The organism is Saccharomonospora azurea NA-128 (assembly GCF_000231055.2).
Taxonomy (GTDB): domain Bacteria; phylum Actinomycetota; class Actinomycetes; order Mycobacteriales; family Pseudonocardiaceae; genus Saccharomonospora; species Saccharomonospora azurea.
Genome location: NZ_CM001466.1, coordinates 3,767,329 through 3,783,423, shown reverse-complemented (window position 1 = coordinate 3,783,423; position 16,095 = coordinate 3,767,329). Strand labels below are relative to the sequence as shown.

At 68.9% G+C, this 16,095-nt stretch carries 17 protein-coding genes, 1 tRNA gene and 1 other RNA gene; 6 read left to right on the top strand and 13 right to left on the bottom strand.

What is annotated here, in order from left to right:
* Window positions 1–599 (top strand): ATP-dependent helicase C-terminal domain-containing protein (locus tag SACAZDRAFT_RS17400; protein ID WP_005443882.1); only part of this gene is annotated, 599 nt, incomplete at its 5' end.
* A 104-nt stretch (window positions 600–703) separates the two neighbouring features.
* On the opposite strand, the gene SACAZDRAFT_RS17395 is transcribed toward SACAZDRAFT_RS17400, so the two are convergent.
* The 5 genes from SACAZDRAFT_RS17395 to ssrA form a co-directional block, all read right to left on the bottom strand.
* A complete protein-coding gene (locus SACAZDRAFT_RS17395) occupies window positions 704–1,477 on the bottom strand; it encodes an ion transporter (protein ID WP_005443881.1) in 774 nt (257 codons plus the stop codon).
* Window positions 1,478–1,534: 57 nt separating this feature from the next.
* A complete protein-coding gene (locus SACAZDRAFT_RS17390) occupies window positions 1,535–1,942 on the bottom strand; it encodes a DUF2267 domain-containing protein (protein WP_005443880.1) in 408 nt (135 codons plus the stop codon).
* A 4-nt stretch (window positions 1,943–1,946) separates the two neighbouring features.
* Window positions 1,947–2,171 (bottom strand): hypothetical protein, encoded by a 225-nt coding sequence (locus SACAZDRAFT_RS17385; RefSeq protein ID WP_005443879.1) that lies wholly within the window; start codon window positions 2,169–2,171, stop codon window positions 1,947–1,949.
* A gap of 61 nt (window positions 2,172–2,232) precedes the next feature.
* Window positions 2,233–2,454: a DUF3072 domain-containing protein gene (locus tag SACAZDRAFT_RS17380; RefSeq protein ID WP_005443877.1), complete on the bottom strand. Its 222-nt coding sequence runs from the start codon at window positions 2,452–2,454 to the stop codon at window positions 2,233–2,235.
* 112 nt (window positions 2,455–2,566) lie between these two features.
* Window positions 2,567–2,939, bottom strand: a transfer-messenger RNA (tmRNA) gene (gene ssrA / locus SACAZDRAFT_RS22625).
* Between the two features lie 194 nt (window positions 2,940–3,133).
* Between ssrA and SACAZDRAFT_RS17375 the strand changes: the two genes are divergently transcribed.
* From SACAZDRAFT_RS17375 to SACAZDRAFT_RS17360, 4 genes are all read left to right on the top strand, one after another.
* Window positions 3,134–3,835, top strand: a complete 702-nt coding sequence (locus SACAZDRAFT_RS17375; protein WP_005443874.1) for a sensor domain-containing protein — start codon at window positions 3,134–3,136, stop codon at window positions 3,833–3,835.
* Window positions 3,832–4,995: a sensor histidine kinase gene (locus tag SACAZDRAFT_RS17370; RefSeq protein ID WP_005443873.1), complete on the top strand. Its 1,164-nt coding sequence runs from the start codon at window positions 3,832–3,834 to the stop codon at window positions 4,993–4,995. The genes SACAZDRAFT_RS17375 and SACAZDRAFT_RS17370 overlap by 4 nt, the downstream gene beginning before the upstream one ends.
* A gap of 28 nt (window positions 4,996–5,023) precedes the next feature.
* Window positions 5,024–5,665, top strand: coding sequence for a response regulator transcription factor (locus SACAZDRAFT_RS17365; protein ID WP_005443872.1), 642 nt, complete (start codon window positions 5,024–5,026; stop codon window positions 5,663–5,665).
* Between the two features lie 174 nt (window positions 5,666–5,839).
* The gene (locus tag SACAZDRAFT_RS17360; RefSeq protein WP_005443868.1) at window positions 5,840–7,105 is read left to right on the top strand and encodes an acyltransferase family protein; all 1,266 of its coding nucleotides are present in this window, start codon (window positions 5,840–5,842) and stop codon (window positions 7,103–7,105) included.
* On the opposite strand, the gene SACAZDRAFT_RS17355 is transcribed toward SACAZDRAFT_RS17360, so the two are convergent.
* The 8 genes from SACAZDRAFT_RS17355 to SACAZDRAFT_RS17320 form a co-directional block, all read right to left on the bottom strand.
* Window positions 7,092–8,015, bottom strand: a complete 924-nt coding sequence (locus SACAZDRAFT_RS17355) for an amidohydrolase family protein (RefSeq protein ID WP_005443866.1) — start codon at window positions 8,013–8,015, stop codon at window positions 7,092–7,094. The genes SACAZDRAFT_RS17360 and SACAZDRAFT_RS17355 overlap by 14 nt on opposite strands.
* Window positions 8,012–8,494: an SsrA-binding protein SmpB gene (smpB, locus tag SACAZDRAFT_RS17350; protein WP_005443864.1), complete on the bottom strand. Its 483-nt coding sequence runs from the start codon at window positions 8,492–8,494 to the stop codon at window positions 8,012–8,014. The genes SACAZDRAFT_RS17355 and smpB overlap by 4 nt, the downstream gene beginning before the upstream one ends.
* 41 nt (window positions 8,495–8,535) lie before the next feature.
* On the bottom strand, window positions 8,536–9,435 hold the full coding sequence (ftsX, locus tag SACAZDRAFT_RS17345) for a permease-like cell division protein FtsX (RefSeq protein ID WP_005443862.1): 900 nt from the start codon (window positions 9,433–9,435) through the stop codon (window positions 8,536–8,538).
* Window positions 9,436–9,507: 72 nt separating this feature from the next.
* Window positions 9,508–10,197 carry a cell division ATP-binding protein FtsE gene (gene ftsE / locus SACAZDRAFT_RS17340; RefSeq protein ID WP_005443860.1) on the bottom strand — a complete coding sequence of 230 codons (690 nt, stop codon included), beginning with the start codon at window positions 10,195–10,197 and terminating at the stop codon, window positions 9,508–9,510.
* 75 nt (window positions 10,198–10,272) lie between these two features.
* Complete coding sequence (prfB, locus tag SACAZDRAFT_RS17335) at window positions 10,273–11,379, bottom strand: peptide chain release factor 2 (protein ID WP_005443858.1); 1,107 nt, start codon at window positions 11,377–11,379, stop codon at window positions 10,273–10,275.
* Window positions 11,380–11,485: 106 nt separating this feature from the next.
* Window positions 11,486–11,986 carry a PadR family transcriptional regulator gene (locus SACAZDRAFT_RS17330; RefSeq protein WP_085977747.1) on the bottom strand — a complete coding sequence of 167 codons (501 nt, stop codon included), beginning with the start codon at window positions 11,984–11,986 and terminating at the stop codon, window positions 11,486–11,488.
* A 139-nt stretch (window positions 11,987–12,125) separates the two neighbouring features.
* Window positions 12,126–12,202: transfer RNA gene (locus SACAZDRAFT_RS17325), tRNA-Met, on the bottom strand.
* Between the two features lie 150 nt (window positions 12,203–12,352).
* Window positions 12,353–15,319, bottom strand: coding sequence for a UPF0182 family protein (locus SACAZDRAFT_RS17320; protein ID WP_005443854.1), 2,967 nt, complete (start codon window positions 15,317–15,319; stop codon window positions 12,353–12,355).
* A 155-nt stretch (window positions 15,320–15,474) separates the two neighbouring features.
* Here SACAZDRAFT_RS17320 and SACAZDRAFT_RS17315 point away from each other — a divergent pair, with 155 nt between their 5' ends.
* Window positions 15,475–16,074 (top strand): PPA1309 family protein, encoded by a 600-nt coding sequence (locus SACAZDRAFT_RS17315; protein WP_005443852.1) that lies wholly within the window; start codon window positions 15,475–15,477, stop codon window positions 16,072–16,074.
* Window positions 16,075–16,095 lie beyond the last annotated feature (21 nt).

Genomic DNA, 16,095 nt, shown 5'->3' with positions numbered 1-16,095 from the left:
GCGCCGCGCTCGCCGACGGCCTGCGGCAGGAAGGGCTGCGGCTGCTGACCTGGACCGACGAGGCCACGCGACTACGCCAACGCCTCGCCTTCCTGCACCGGCAGCTGGGTGATCCCTGGCCGGGCGTGTCGGACGAGGACCTGCTCGCCGCAGTGGACACCTGGCTCGGTCCGGACCTCGACACCGCACGCCGCCGCACCGATCTCGCGAACGTCGACACGGCGGCGGCGCTGCGCCGGTTGCTGCCGTGGCCGCAGGCAGCCCGCTTCGACGAGCTCGCACCGGAGCGGCTGGAAGTGCCCACCGGCTCCCGCATCCGGGTCGACTACTCCGGTGACGAGCCGGTGCTCGCGGTCAAACTCCAGGAGACGTTCGGCTGGCCCGCCACACCGACCGTCGCCGACGGCGCCGTGCCCGTGGTGCTGCACCTGCTGTCGCCCGCGGGGCGACCGGCCGCGGTGACGTCCGATCTGGAGTCGTTCTGGCCGCAGGGCTACGCGTCGGTGCGGGCGGAACTGCGCGGCCGCTATCCCAAGCATCCCTGGCCGGCCGATCCCCTCACCGCCGAACCGACGAGGCGCACGAAGCGCCGCCCCTGACATCGTGTCCGCGCCTCACGCACGCGTGTCCGCACTTCCCGTACGCGTGTCCGCGCCCTGCGACGCCAACACGCGTGCGCAGCTCGCGGACACGATGTTCGGGGTCAGGTGAGGGGGCTCGCCGGGTCGTCGCGTTCGTGCAGACCCGAGGCGACGGCGGCCCGGACCTGGGCCTGGTTCTCCCGCACGGCGTGCGCGAAGAACACGTCCGTCCGCGGATCGCTCAGCACGTCGAGGATCACGCGAATCGTCGTGTCCACGACGGACCGCAGGACGTCCTCACCGAACGGGAGGCGCGACAGGACACCCGCCTGGGGATCGTTCTTGACCTTCTCCGTGACGATGTCGCTGAGCAGCTCACGGTGTTCGTGCACGGACCGGGCGATGTTGTGGGGATACCGGCCGGTTTCGAGCACCTTCGCGACCTCGTCCAGCACGGCCACAGTCACCGGCTTCTTGATGGCGGCCACGATGGGCCGGGAGAAGCGCTCGACGAACCGCTGGGTCGCCCTCTCCCCGAACACCCGGTCGGTGGTGCGCGCGAGCCGGACGACCACCGCGACGATCCTCAGCAGCCGGAAACCCCGCAGGGCGGGATGGGCGATCGGGATCATGCCGAGCACCTCGTACCAGTGCCGCAGCGGGAACCGCCCGTTCCAGTCCGCCGCCCGCCACCGCCAGAGGAACTCCACGGCGAAGATCCCGCACACCGCCGTGTCCACCACGAACACGACGTTCGCCGTCTCGGCGCTGACGTCGAAGAACGTCACGTAGGTGAGCAGCCCCACCGAGAGCACCGCGAGCGCCAGCATCGTGACGTCCACGGCCCAGCCGGCGAGGCCGCGGGTCGGCAGGCCTGGAGTTCCCATGCGCGGCATTGTGCCGAACGCGGCACGGGCGGCCGGGCCCCACCGGCCGAGGGCCCCGGCCGCGCGTCAGCTCATGCCGCCTGTGCTTCCCGAGTCCACGAGTGGGCGAAGGTCCTGGGGCAGCGAGTCACGCACCTTGTTCAGCACCCCGTGGGTCGCCTCGCCGGTCACCTCCAGAACGACCCTGGAGCCGTACACGGCGTTCGGTTCGGGGACGTGCCCGCGCTCGGCGACGCGTCGCACGAACTCGTCGAGCCCGAACCGCTCCCCCGCCCCGGCACCGCCCATCGTGATGGTGCGGCGCAGGTTCTCGCCGATCTCCCGGGGCAACTGGTCGGCAAGGTGTGTGGCGACCTGCTCGGGAATCCGTTCCCCGAGCGTCTCCAGGGTGGCGCGCGTCAGTCCCTCGGCCTCTCCCCGGCTGGCCAGCTGCGCCCGGGCCTGAACCTGACCGATGAAGTGATCGTGGTCCACGGTCTCATCCCTTCTCCAGCCGCTGCGCGAGCAGCTGTTTCCCCTGTTCCCCGGCCTTCACGTTGTTCTCCTGGATGCGGCGGAACCACGAGGCGAGTTCGGTGTCGCCCTCGCGCTCGGCGTCGGCGATGTAGGTCTCCAGCTGCCACGCGTACTCGAGCGACGCCTGGAGCACGCTGATCAGGTTGTGGTTCTTGTCCGTGACCGGACTCGGCGGCTGCGCTGTCATCCCGGACTCCTTCCCGCCCAGTCGCAGACTTGCCTCGCGGGTGCGCGACCAAACAGCGAGGTCAGCGCCCGCGGCCGGTGCGGTGCTGGAGCTCGTCGATCAATTCGGAGGCCCGCGCCTTGCTGAGGTCGTCGGGGACGGGTTCGCCCGCTTCCTGGGCGAGTGTGTGGAGGTAGGACCGCTGGGGCCCGGTCATGGGTTCTTCGCCGGTGACCCAGTCGTCGGGGTCCTTCTCAGCCCTGGGTCGGGTGTCCCCGGCGTTCGGGGTGTGCTCGTCGGCCATGTCGTCACCTCGTTCGCTCATGCGTTCGAGCACCGGCTTACCCGGGTGGGCGACGGGCTATTCACCCTGAAAACGACGATGGGCCACCCGGTGTGGGTGGCCCATCTGGTTTCGGTGGAGGTGCCGGGAATCGAACCCGGGTCCTCTGCCGCCTCTCCAGGGCTTCTCCGTGCGCAGTTCGCTGTGCCTCTACTCGGCCCCACCGGTCACACGAACGAGCCGGTGTGACGGGCCCAGCCACTGTGTGCTTCCCAACCGGTTCCCGTGGCCGGAACCGGCGGTAAGCCTCCTAGCTGATGCCGGCGAACCGGGGCGGAGGCGTCCCCGGGCCGACAGACTTCGCTGTCGCTCAGGCGGCGAGGGCGAAGTCGCGCTGACTGTTCGTCTTGGCGCTTGTTTTAGTTGCGACGACGCTTACGGTGGTCGTTGCCTGCACCGGCACGCTTCCCCTGGATCAACGTCCAGAGTCGAAACCGTTCACCCCCTCGTCCAGTCGATCACTTTTCGATCGCTGCACCCAGGATAACGCGACGCGCAAGCCGATAATTCCGACGGGCCGACAACGGACCACTGTCCGGTGGTGGGGACAGCCCCACCTCGGCGACACCGGCTGACCTGATGGCCTGACGGTGCCCTTTCCGTCGATGCTTGAGTGCAGTCGAACGAGAGGACGTCCGTCATGGCGAGCGCAGGCCCGCACGAGCATTCCGGCGCGGGGCACGAGCCCCGGCGCCCCTCGGTGGCGAGGGCACTCGCCTACCTGTTGCTGAGCTTCCCCGCCGGGATCGCCGCCTTCGTCGTCCTGTTGACCCTGACGGTCGCCGGGATCGCCACGGCGATCGTCTGGGTCGGCCTGCCGATCCTCGCGGCCGCGGTGCTGGTGACACGGGGAGGGGCGAATCTGGAACGCGCCCGCACCTACGCCCTCCTCGGCACCTACGTCCCTCCCGCGACACGCCCGTTGCCCGACGGCGACCTGCGGCAACGGTGGCGGACCCGGCTCACCGACTCGGCGACGTGGCGCGAGTACGCCTACCTGTTCCTGCTGTTCCCCCTGGGGATCGTGGAGTTCGTCCTCATGGTCGCGACGTGGAGCGCGTCGCTGGGCCTGCTGGCGCTGCCGATCTACTACCGGTTCCTCCCGGGCGGTGCCTGGCACTTCCCCGGCGACGACGTGGAGCTGCGCTGGGTGACGGCCGACTCCGTCTGGACGGCGCTGCCGTGGTCGCTCCTCGGCGTCCTGTTCGTGGTGCTCACCGCCGCTCTGACACGGAGTCTGGGCGCGGCCCACGGACGGCTCGTCGGGGCCATGCTCGGCCCCACGGTGACACGGATGCGCGAGCTCGACGCGCACGACGGCGCCTTCCCGGTGCGCGCATGACGGCGGAGAATGTGCGCATGCCGAACGAGAAGCCCGCGACACACGTCCCGGGGTGGGCGCGGGCGTTGCGCACCGAACTCTTCCTGGTCGCGAGCTTCCCGCTGCGGCTGGTGCAGTTCGTGCTCGTGGTCTGCGGCACGGTGATCGGCATCGCGACGGTCGTGGTCTGGGTCGGCATCCCGATCCTGGCGGCGACCATGTGGCTCGTGCGTGCCTTCGGGGACCTGGAGCGAGGGTGGGTGCGGTGGGCGCTGGGTGTGGACGTTCCCGACGCACAACGCGCACAGGGTGACGGCAACTGGGCCCGACGGTGGCGGGCCCGCGCCACCGACCCGACCCTGTGGCGGGAAGTGGCCTACCTGATGCTGGCCTTCCCCATCGGGATCGTCGAGTTCGCCGTGGGGCTGGTGGCGATCATCGTCGTGCCGGTCGCGATCTGGATCGTCCCCGCGCTCGGGTGGCTTCACGCGCAACTCGCCGTCACCCTCCTCGGCCCGCCGAAGGCCCGCAGGGCGGAGGCGCGGGCGCAACAACTCCAGGCCTCCCGCGCTCGCGGGGTCGACGCCGCGGAGGCCGAACGGCGCCGGATCGAACGCGACCTCCACGACGGCGCGCAGCAGCGGCTGGTCTCCGTGGCCATGACGTTGGGCCGGGCCAAGGCGAAGGTCGACGGCACGGAACCCGACACGGCAGCGCTGCGCGACCTCATCGACGAAGCGCACACCGACGCGAAGGTCGCCGTGTCGGAACTGCGCGATCTCGCCCGGGGCATCTACCCCGCCGTGCTCGCCGACCGTGGTCTCGACGCGGCGCTGTCGGCGCAGGCCGCCAAGTCGCCGGTGCCCGTCGAGGTGTCGGTGGACGTCGCCCCGCGACCACCGGCGGCGGTGGAGACGACGGGATATTTCATCGTGGGCGAGTCGCTCACCAACATCGCCAAGCACTCCGGCGCCGACCACGCCTGGGTGCGGGTCTGGCGGGAGGACGACACCGTGGTGGTGGAGGTGACCGACGACGGCCGCGGCGGCGCCGGACTCCGGCCGGGCGGTGGCCTCTCCGGCCTGGCTGACCGGGCTGCGACCATAGACGGCACCGTCACCGTCGTCAGCCCGCCCGGCGGACCCACCGTGGTCCGAGCGGTGCTGCCTTGCACGTGGTGAGCCGGATCGGACAACTGGGGAGTGGGGCATGCGCGTGGTCGTCGCGGAGGACGCCGTTCTGTTGCGGGAGGGCATCCAGCGCCTGCTCGCCGACGACGGGGTCGAGACGGTGGCTGCCGTGGATAACGGCGACGACCTCGTCACCGCGGTAGGGGAACATCGTCCCGACCTCGCGATCGTGGACGTGCGCATGCCACCGACGTTCACCGACGAGGGCCTGCGCGCCTCGCTCGAAGCACGACGGCTCGTACCGGGGCTCCCGGTTCTGGTGCTGTCGCAGTACGTCGAGGAGACGTACGCGGTCGAGCTGCTGTCCGGCGGCGCGGGCGGAGTGGGTTACCTGCTGAAGGAACGCGTGGCCGACGTGGCCGAGTTCCTCGACGCCGTCCGCAGGGTCGCGGCCGGGGGCACGGCCATCGACCCGGAAGTGATCAGTCAGCTCATGGCCCGGCGACGGCGCGACCCGCTCCAGGAGCTGACGCCCCGGGAGTCCGAGGTTCTCGGGCTGATGGCTCAGGGCCTCACGAACAGCGCCATCGCGACCCGGCTCGTGGTGTCGCACGGCGCCGTGGAGAAGCACATCGGCAACATCTTCGCCAAGCTCGGCCTCGACGTGAGCGACACCGAGCACCGCCGGGTCAGGGCCGTCCTGACCTACCTCGGTCGCTGACGCGTCGATCCCCCGCCCGACGACACGCGACGATGTCCGTCCACAGTGGATGTTCTGGCGTGTCTTGCCCCGTCTCGACCCGGCTCGGCCCGCTCCCGTGGTAGTGCCAGCCCCACCCTCGAAACACCGGCCCGCACCGCTGTGCTGCGCCCCGCCGAACGACAAGGTCTAGTCATGACGCTGAGCCCGCCGAGACCGGCGACCCCCACCCCGACCCGAGACCGCTTCCTCGACGTCGTTCGCGCGCTCGCGATCGCCGCCGTGGTCGTCCAGCACTGGACCATGCCCGTGCTCGCGTACGCCGACGGCCGGCTCACGACCGGCAACGCGCTCAGCACTCCCGGCTGGTGGGTGGTGACGTGGCTGTCGCAGGTCATGCCGCTCGTGTTCTTCGCGGGTGGAGCGGCCAACTACTTCTCGTTGACGCGCGCCGCCGCGGCGGGACCGTGGCTGTCGGCCCGGTTGAGCAGGCTCCTGTTGCCGGTGCTGCCGCTGCTCGCCGTGGGGGTGGCCGCTCCTCCGGTGCTGCGCGCGCTGGGCGCCCCGGAGCAACCCGTGGCCCTGGCCGGGTCGCTGTCCGCCCAGCTGCTGTGGTTCCTCGGGGTCTATCTCCTCACGGTGCTCGCCACCCCTGTCCTCGCGGCCGCGCACCGGCGCCTGCGGTGGGCCGCTCCCGTCCTGCTCGCAGCACTCGCCGCGCTCGTGGACGTCGCGCGCTTCAGCGACGTGGGTTACGTCGGCTACGCCAACGCGGTCTTCGTGTGGCTCGCCGTGCACCAGCTCGGCTTCTTCTACGCCGACGGCACGCTGGAGCGGCTGTCCCGGCGCGGCGCGGCGGCGATGTCGGCGGCGGGCTTCGGTGCCACCGCCATGCTGGTGGGCTTCGGCCCGTACGCGGCGAGCATGATCGGCATGCCGGGTGCGCCGATGTCGAACATGAGCCCGCCCGCGGCCGTCCTCGTCACCCTCGCCGTCGGGCAGATCGGTCTCGTCCTCGCCGCCCGGGGGCTGTTGACCTCGTGGTCCGAGCGGCCTGTCGTCGCGTCCACCCTCGGCTGGCTCGGCCCGCGTTTCATGAGCGTGTACCTGTGGCACATGCCCGCCCTCATCGTGCTCAGCGGCGTGACGGTGCTCTGGCTCGACTACGCGACACCGCGACCCGGCACGATCACCTGGCTGGCCACCCTCCCGGGGTGGCTGCTCGCAGCGGGCGCGATCCTCGCTGTTCTGCTGCGGACCTTCGCCCGGTTCGAGACGCGGGCCATGCGTCCGGTACCCGCCTCACCCACCCGGCTCTGCGTCGCGGCGCTCGCCGGCGCCACCGGCACTCTCGCCCTCGCGGCCACAGGGTTCTCCTCCGCGCCGTGGCCGTGGATCGGTCTGGTCGTCTGCGCCTACGCGCTCACGCGCGTCGACATCCGCACGTCTATCCCAACCTGAGCAGCCGCGACGGCGTGTCGTGCAACACCGCACGCAGGAACGGCTCGCCCAGCCGAGGATCTCCCTCCGCCCACCCCGCCACCGCACGCAGCTGGGTGGAGTAGGAGTACGGGATGTTCGGGAAGTCCGTTCCCAGCACGACGCGATCGGCGATGTCGACGAGCCGGCTCGGCCAGTCGCCGGGCAGCGGCATGAAGTCCTCGGTGAACGGCACGCCCACCATCGTGGTGTCCAGGTGGACGTTCGGATAGCGGCGCACCAGCGCGAGGGCGTCGTCGTACTCGGGCATGCCCGCGTGCGCGAGCACCGTCACCAGCCGTGGATGCCGCCGCAGCACTTCGTCGAACACCCCGATGCCCGTGTGCTCGCCCCGCAACGGTCCGTGCCCGCAGTGGATCACCACCGGAACCCCGGCGTCGGCGATCGCCCCCCAGGCCCGGTCCAGCGTCGTGTCCCGGGGGTCGTACGCACCGACCTGCACGTGAGCCTTGAAGCAGCGCACTCCCGCGTCGAGGGCGTCCTCGGTGTACTTCGCGACCGTCTGCTCCGGATAGAGCGTGGCGGTGGGCACGGCCTCGGGCACGTCGGCCACGAACTCGCGGACCCACCCGTTGAGCCACTCCGCCATGTCGGGCTTGTGCGGGTACACCAGCGGCGCGAACGCCCTTACCGCCAACGACCGCAACGCCTCCACGCGTTCGGACTGCGGCAACCGGTATTGCACCGGCCACGGCCGCCCGTAGTGCTTCTCGGCCTCGTCGAAGTACGCCCACACCTTGCGCAACACCCGCTCGGGCAGGAAGTGCACGTGGATGTCCACGAGGCCGTCGAGCCCGAGTCCACGCACCCAGTCCGCGACATCGTCGTCGGACCGCGGTCCCGGCCCGTGGTGACCGTCTGCGGCACTCAACGGCGATACTTGCCCTTCGCCGCCCGGCCCACGGCCCGCGCCATCTCCCGCTGGGCGTCGCGTTTGGCGATGGCCTGCCGCTTGTCGTGCGCCTTGCGGCCCTTCGCCAGCGCCAACTCGACCTTCACCTTGCCGTTCTTGAAGTACAGCGAGAGCGGCACGAGGCTGAGCCCCGACTCCTTGGTCTTGCCGATCAGCTTCTCGATCTCCTTGCGGTGCAGCAGCAGCTTGCGCGTCCGCCGCGGCTCGTGGTTGGTCCACGTGCCGTGCGCGTACTCGGGGATGTGCAGGCCCCGCAGGAAGACCTCGCCGTCGTCCACGGTGGCGAACGAGTCGGCCAGCGACGCCTTGCCCGCTCGCAGGCTCTTGACCTCCGTACCCACGAGCGCCACCCCGGCCTCGTAGGTGTCGATGATCGTGTAGTCGTGCCGGGCGCGCCGGTTCGACGCGATCACCTTCTGACCGACTTCTTTCGCCATACCTCGACTGTATCTTCCCGCGGACACCTGGCCCGACCGAATTAGTGGCGCACGTACAGACGCAACGTCGCGTAACCCGTGACGGCCGAGATCAACACGGACGTCCCGAGCAGGATCGGCGCCGCGTACACGAGGATGTCGGCCAGCAGGAGCTGCGGGATGACGCCACCGGTCGACTCGATGATCGAGTCGAGCACCAGGTACTTCAACGCGACCAGCCCGGACGTCCCGATGACCGCGCCCAGCACACCGGCGACCACCGCCTCCAGAAGGAACGGCAGCTGCGTGTACCAGCGCGTGGCACCCACGAGACGCATGATGCCCACCTCGGTGCGCCGAGTGAACGCCGACACCTGGATGGTGTTCGCGATCAGCAGCACGGCCGCGAGCGCGGCGATCAACGCGATGATGAACGTCCCGTTGCGACCGGCGTTGAGGATGTCGAAGAAGCGTTCGAGGAACTTGTTCTGGTCGTCGACGTGGTCGACGCCCTCCATCGCGGAGTACTCCTGCACGAGCACGTCACTGCGTTCCGGATCGACGAGCTTGACGTGCAACGACGAGGGCAGCGACTCCGGCCGGGCGAGCTCGACGAGCTCCGGCTGCCCCTCGAAGATCTCCTGGAAGCGCTCGTACGCCTGGTCGCGGTTCTCGAAGACCACCGACTCGACGCCCGGATTCGTCTCCAACGACTGTCGCAACGTGGTGCACGTCTGCGCCGAGCACGTGTCGTCGCTCGAACTGACCTCGTCGTTCAGGTAGATCGTCACCTGCACGTCGTCGAGGTAGTTCGCCTTCATCTTGTCGATCGTGCGGACGAACAGCAGACCACCACCGAACATCCCGAGCGAGATGGCCGTGGTGAGGATCATCGCGATCGTCATCGTGACGTTCCGGCGAAGGCCGGTGATGACTTCGCTGAAGACGAAGCTGGCACGCATCGGTAGGGGGATTCCTTGGGTCGGGGGAAGTGGGGCGGGTGGGGGTGCGAAACGCCAGGATGGCCGCAGACGTCAGCGACCGACGCCGTACACGCCGCGCCGATCGTCGCGAACCACCTGCCCGTGGTCCAGTTCGACGACCCGACGACGCATGGAGTCGACGATCGAGTGGTCGTGGGTGGCCATCAGCACCGTCGTTCCGGTGCGGTTGATGCGCTCCAGCAGGAGCATGATGTCCTGACTCGTGTCGGGGTCCAGGTTCCCGGTGGGCTCGTCGGCGAGCAGCACGAGGGGACGGTTCACGAACGCCCGCGCGATCGCGACCCGCTGCTGCTCACCACCGGACAGCTCGTGTGGCATCCGATCGGATTTGCCGTCCAGACCGACCAGCTCCAGGACCTCGGGGACGACCCTGTCGATGGTCTTCTTCGGCTTGCCGATCACCTCGAGCGCGAACGCGACGTTGCCCGCCACGGTCTTGTTGGTCAGCAACCGGAAGTCCTGGAACACGCACCCGATCGTCTGCCGCAGCCGGGGCACGCGGCGCCGGGGCAGTTTGGCGACGTCGAAGTTCGACACCATCACCCGGCCGCGGGTGGGCACCTCCTCCCGCAGCAGCAGCCGCAGGAACGTCGACTTCCCTGAGCCCGACGGACCGATGAGGAAGACGAATTCACCTTTGTCCACATCGACCGAGACGTCCGCGAGCGCGGGACGCGACGAGGTCTTGTAGACCTTGGAGACACTCTCAAGCCGGATCACGGTCGGCAATCCTACAGTCGGGGCCGGTTAAGCCTCGGTTGACCACCGGCCCCGCGGCCGACCCACGCTCGGTGCCTACGCCGCCTCGGCCTGTTGCTTGCGCCACCGGATCCCGGCCTCGAGGAAGCTGTCCAACTCGCCGTCGAGGACGGCCGCCGGGTTACCCACCTCGTGCTCGGTGCGCAGGTCCTTGACCAGCTGGTACGGGTGCAGCACGTACGAGCGCATCTGGTTGCCCCAGCTCGAACCGCTGTCCCGGAGCGCGTCCAGTTCCTTGCGCTCCTCTTCCTTCTTGCGCTGCAGCAGCTTGGCCTGCAGCACCTTCATCGCCGACGCCTTGTTCTGCAGCTGCGACTTCTCGTTCTGACACGACACGACGATGCCGGTCGGCAGGTGGGTGATCCGCACGGCCGAGTCGGTGGTGTTCACGCTCTGCCCACCCGGGCCCGACGAGCGGTAGACGTCCACGCGGATGTCCTTCTCGGGAATCTCGACGTGGTCGACCTCCTCGACCTCGGGGAGGACCTCGACGTGAGCGAACGACGTCTGGCGCCGGCTCTGGTTGTCGAACGGGGAGATCCGGACGAGCCGGTGGGTGCCCTGCTCGACCGAAAGCGTCCCGTAGAGGTAGGGCCCGCTGACCTTGAAGGTGGCCGACCTGATGCCCGCCTCCTCGGCGTACGAGATGTCGTACACCTCGGTCGGGTAGTTGTGCCGCTCGGCCCACCGCAGGTACATGCGGAGCAGCATCTCGGCCCAGTCGGCCGCGTCCACGCCGCCCGCCTCGGAGCGGATGGTCACGACGGCGTTGCGCTCGTCGTACTCACCGGAGAGGAGCGTCCGCACTTCGAGCGCGTCGATGTCCCGCGACAGGCCTTCGAGCTCCGCTTCCGCCTCGGAACGGCTGGCCGCGTCGCCCTCCGCCTCCGCCAGCTCGTGCAGCACGGCGAGGTCGTCGACGCGCTGGCGCAGTTCGCTGACCTTGCGCAGCGACGCCTGCTTGTGGGACAGCTGGCTGGTCACCTTCTGCGCGACCTCCGGATCGTTCCAGAGGTCCGGGCGGGCGGCTTCCTCCTCCAGCTCGGCGACCTCCTTGCGGAGCGAATCCAGATCCATCACGGCCTCGATCTGGGCCAGCTTGCCGCCGAGGTCATTCAGCGCAGCTTCGAAGTCGACACTCACGAAACACAAGGTTACGGCAAATCGAGCGACCGCTACCCGGGCGGTCGCTTCGACTCGCCGTTCTCGTCGTTTCCGGTGTGCCGCCGCACCACGGCCGTCAGGCCGGTCAGGCGGAGGACACGGCGTCGAGCAGCTTCAGCGCCGCCCTGGCGTGCGCCTGCCCGAACTCGGCGACCGCCTTCTCCACGGGGTCGGTCGCGGCCTTCACCGCGGCCCTGGCCTCGTCGAGCTCGGCCTTGTAGGTCTCGCGGGCCGACTCGAAGAGGTTGGCGCGCTGCTTCGGCGTCAGCACACCCGAGTTGACCAACCGGAGGATCAGCGGGCTGCGCAGGTGGTCGGGCGAGGACGCGGTCATCAGCCACGCCTTGAAGGCCTTCTTGCCTGCGGCGGTGAGGACGTACTGCTGGCTCGACCGGGGCCCCTGCTTGCCCAGCCGGACGTAGCCCTCCTTGTGCAGGGCGGGCAGCTCTCGGTAGACCTGACTCCTCGTGACGCTGAAGAACGTGCCGAATCGTTCCTCAGCCGCCGCGACGAGTTCGCCACCGGTAGCGGGACCGTCGTGGAGCAAACCAAGCAGTGCTGCGGCAGTTGCGTTCAAATCGGACACGCCTCCTACCGTGCCATGAAAATCGACATCTGTCCACAGTGGTCAAGGGTGAGGTCCACAATGGAACTGCCGATTCACCCTGCGCACCGAGGTGAACACACGACGAAGGCCCGGATCATTGATCCGGGCCTTCGTCTGGTGGTAGCGGGGACAGGATTCGAACCTGCGACCTCTGGGTTATGAGCCCAGCGAGCTACCGAGCTGCTCCACCCCGCGTCGTTGTGATTTCCACTCTAGCACATCCGTTTCCCCCGATTTTCGGGGGGTCCCGGAGTGTGTCGGCCGTGGCTCTCACCTCTTCGGTAACACCCACCTTACGTCAGAGTGATGCCCTGACGCAAAGTGGGTGTTCCCTAGATCACATGATCAGTTTCCTGGCCCTGTGAGGTCCTCGTAGCGCGCGGCGGCCGCGTCAAGCTCCTTGAGCGCCTCACCCTGAGCCGCGAAGTCACCCGACTGCTGCGCCTGCCTCAGCTTCTCCAGCGCCGACTGGATGTCGGCGACGGCCTTGTCGACGTCGGCATCGCCACTGCCACCGGTCGCCGGCGGTGTCGCCTGCTGGTCGTCGTCGGGACTCGGCGGCGGCTGCTGCTGGTTGTCGGATCCGTCCGAGCCGTCGCTGCCGTCCTGTCCGTCCTCAGCCGGGCCTGTGGCCGCCTCACCGGTGCCCTCGCCGAACACCTCGTCGAGCGCTTCGTTCAGCGTCGAGGCCACCCCGATGCGACCGCCGTACGACACCAGAACGCGAGCGAGCTGCGGATAGCTCTGCGCGTTGCGCTGTTGGATGTAGACCGGTTCGACGTAGAGGAATCCACCCGCGACCGGCAGCGTGAGCAGGTTGCCGTAGATGATGTCGACGCTCTGATTACCCAGCAACGTCCGGACCTGAGTGAACTTCGGGTTGCTCTGGAAGGCGTTCTGGACCTGCACCGGGCCTTCCAGTTGCTGCCCACCGCCCGTGGGCAGCTTCAGCACCGTCATCTTGCCGTAGGTCTCCGGATCGGAGGACACGGTCACCCAGGCCGCCAGATACTGCCGCGCCAACGGAGTCAACGCGCTCGTGATCTGGAACGTCGGCTCGTTCTGCCCCGGCGCCTGCGCGTAGATGTAGTACGGCGGCTGGTTCGCCGCGTCGGAGTTCGGGTCGAGGCCGCCTTCCTGCGTCGGGTCCTGCGGCACGTTCCAGAAGGTCTGGGTCGAGTAGAACTCCTGTGCGTCCTTCACGTGGTACTTCGTGAGCAGCTCGCGCTGCACCTTGAAGATGTCCTCCGGGTACCGGAAGTGCGCACGCAGCTCGTCGGTGATCTTCTCCTGCGGCTGGACCAGGCCCGGGAAGGTCTTCATCCACGTCTTCAGCACCGGGTCGTTCTTGTCCATCTCGTACATCGTCACGGTGCCGTCGAACGCGTCGACGGTGGCCTTGACGGAGTTACGGATGTAGTTGATCCGGTTGTCCTGCTGACGTGCCACGCCGGTGAGCGAGTCCTCCGTGGCGCCACCCAACGACGTCTGCTGCGAGTACGGGTAGTTGTTCAGCGTCGTGTAGCCGTCGACGATCCACTTGATGCGTCCGTCGATCACCGCCGGGTACGGGTCGCCGTCCACGGTCAGCCACGGCGCGACCTTCTCCACCCGCTCCCTGGGGTCGCGGTTGTACATGATCTTGGCGCCGTCGCTGATCTGGTCGGAGAACAGAATGTTCCGCTCCCCGTACTGCGCCGCGAACACCAACCTGTTGAACAGGTTGTCGATCGGCACGCCACCCTTGCCCTTGTAGAGGTAGCTCCGGTCGGTCGCGGTGTCGTACTCACCCGGTGCCTGCCCCGGCGTACCGCCCACGATCGCGTAGTCGGTGGCCAGCTCGCCGTAGTAGATGCGGGGCTCGTCGACCCGGATCCCGGACCCCTCGGGGTTCTGGGTGTCGCTCGTGCGGGCCAGCGGGTAGCCGCCGTCGCTGTTGGCGTCTTCCAACGCCCGGTCGATGGTGTTGCCCGGCGCGGCCACGAACCCGTTGCCGTGCGTGTACACCAGGTGGCGGTTGATCCAGGTCTGCTGGTTCTCCGCGAGGCCGCTGGTCTTGATCTCCTTCGCGGCGACGATGTACGCCTGCTCCTTGCCGTCCACCGTGTAACGGTCGACGTCGAGCTTGTCCGGGAACCCGTAGAAGTTCTCCCGGCCGACCCGCTGCGTGAAGGTCGAGCTCAACACGTTCGGGTCGAGCAGACGGATGTTGGGGATCGTGCCGTCGTCCGACCGGATCTCCTCCGGCGAGGCGGTCGTGTTGCCCGTGTAGTCGTCGCGCATGTCGACGCTCTCGGTGTCGAGCTGGTAGGCGAACTTCGTCGCCTCCATGTTGTGCTCGATCGACTGGGCTTCCTTCTCGTTCGCGTTCGGGCGGACCGAGAACTGCTCCAGCACCGCGGGCCACGCGACACCGAGGATCAGCCCGGACAGCAACAGCAGCACCAGAGCGATCGCCGGCAGCTGAATGTTGCGCAGGAACGCGCCCGCGAAGAACGCGATGGCGCACAGCACCGAGATGCACAGCAGGATCAGCTTGGCCGGCATGGCCGCGTGCAGGTCGGTGTAGGCCGCACCGGTGAAGAGGTCGTTACGCCCGGCCTGCAGCAGCTCGTACCGGTCGAGGAAGTACTCCAGAGCCTTGAACAGCACGAACACGCCGATCAGGACGAGCAGGTGCACGCGCGCCGCACTCGAGACCTGACCGCCGCGGCCCGCGAGCCGGATACCACCGAAGAGGTAGTGCGTGATGGCGGCCCCGAAGAACGACACGATCAGCGCCACGAAGACCCAGCCGAGCAGCCAGCCGTAGAACGGCAGGTCGAACGTGTAGAAGCCCGCGTCCTTGCCGAACACCGGGTCCGGCTTGCCGAACTCCGTTCCGTTCAGCCACATCTGCACGACTTCCCAGTTGCTCTGGCCACTCGCACCCGCGATGAGGCCGGTCACGACCGGGATGCCGATGCCGAAGGTCTTCGTGCGGGCCGCGATCACCGTGCGGTACCGCGCGAGCGGGTCGTCGGTGCTCGACACCGGCACGAACACCGGGCGGGTGCGGTAGGCCAGCCACAGGCTCAACCCGAGCAGACCACCCACCAGGACACCCGTGCCGAAGAACAGGGCCACGCGGGTGAGCAGCACGGTCGTGAAGACGCCGCGCGCCTCCACCTCGCCGTACCAGAGCCAGTCCACGTACGTGTCCAGCAGACGGGCCCCGAGTAGGAGCATGAGAACGATGACGGCCGCGATGATCAGCAGCACGCGGGCTCGCCGAGAAAGCTTCGGCAGACTGGCTGGGGGCCGGGTGGCCACTACGCACACTCCCCGTGGTCAAGGCTGTCGTTGTCAGGGCGCGGACCTGCGAGCGTCCCTGGTTACTTAACTGTACGGACCGCGACCTGAGTTCCCGAAGCCCCCCCAAATCGGGCGCCGCGCAGGAGCAGCCCGTGACCTGCCAGGATGGCCCCATGACGGAGAGCGAGAACCCGGCAGGTCCCGGAAGAGTAGCCGCGTTGGCCCGCGAGGTCGAGGAGTTCGTCGCGAGCGGAGGCTGGGATCAACAGCCGCAGCTGTTCGCGCTGGTACCGACGGCGGACATCCTCCGCGAGCAGCCCGAACTCGCCGACCAGCTCGACCCGGACAGCGAGTTCACCCCGGTCGCCCAGGACGCCCTGCCCGAAGGCGACCTCGCGGAGGCCCTGGGTCGCATCGCCTGGCCCGACGCCGTGCACGGCTGCGCCCTCGCCCAGGAGATCATCGTGCTGCCGCCGGACGCGGAGTCGGAGCTGCCCGGCCTCGTCGGCACCGACACCGAGGGTGACGTCAGCGCCGAGGACCTCGAACGTCTTCGTCAGGCGGCCGCGGACCACCCGCGCCGCACGGAGGCTCGCATCGTGGCCGCGGTGCTCCGCGAGGGCTCGGCGTCGTGCGTGATGCGCCTCCGCGGTGGAGTGCCCGGCGACGACACGGACGACACGGACGGGACGGACGCAGTGGACGAGGTCGTCGAGAGCGCGGACCTCGCACCCAACCTCATCGCGGCGCTACGGGCGACGCTGCAGCCCTGACGGCTCCCGGTCGCCGATCCC

Coding starts and splice junctions, on each gene's coding strand:
- SACAZDRAFT_RS17395 (WP_005443881.1), bottom strand. CDS start 1,477: ATGCCGCGCATGGGAACTCCAGGCCTGCCGACCCGCGGCCTCGCCGGC.
- SACAZDRAFT_RS17380 (WP_005443877.1), bottom strand. CDS start 2,454: ATGGCCGACGAGCACACCCCGAACGCCGGGGACACCCGACCCAGGGCT.
- smpB (WP_005443864.1), bottom strand. CDS start 8,494: ATGGCGAAAGAAGTCGGTCAGAAGGTGATCGCGTCGAACCGGCGCGCC.
- SACAZDRAFT_RS17315 (WP_005443852.1), top strand. CDS start 15,475: ATGACGGAGAGCGAGAACCCGGCAGGTCCCGGAAGAGTAGCCGCGTTG.
- SACAZDRAFT_RS17360 (WP_005443868.1), top strand. CDS start 5,840: ATGACGCTGAGCCCGCCGAGACCGGCGACCCCCACCCCGACCCGAGAC.
- SACAZDRAFT_RS17375 (WP_005443874.1), top strand. CDS start 3,134: ATGGCGAGCGCAGGCCCGCACGAGCATTCCGGCGCGGGGCACGAGCCC.
- SACAZDRAFT_RS17365 (WP_005443872.1), top strand. CDS start 5,024: ATGCGCGTGGTCGTCGCGGAGGACGCCGTTCTGTTGCGGGAGGGCATC.
- ftsX (WP_005443862.1), bottom strand. CDS start 9,435: ATGCGTGCCAGCTTCGTCTTCAGCGAAGTCATCACCGGCCTTCGCCGG.
- SACAZDRAFT_RS17370 (WP_005443873.1), top strand. CDS start 3,832: ATGACGGCGGAGAATGTGCGCATGCCGAACGAGAAGCCCGCGACACAC.
- SACAZDRAFT_RS17385 (WP_005443879.1), bottom strand. CDS start 2,171: ATGACAGCGCAGCCGCCGAGTCCGGTCACGGACAAGAACCACAACCTG.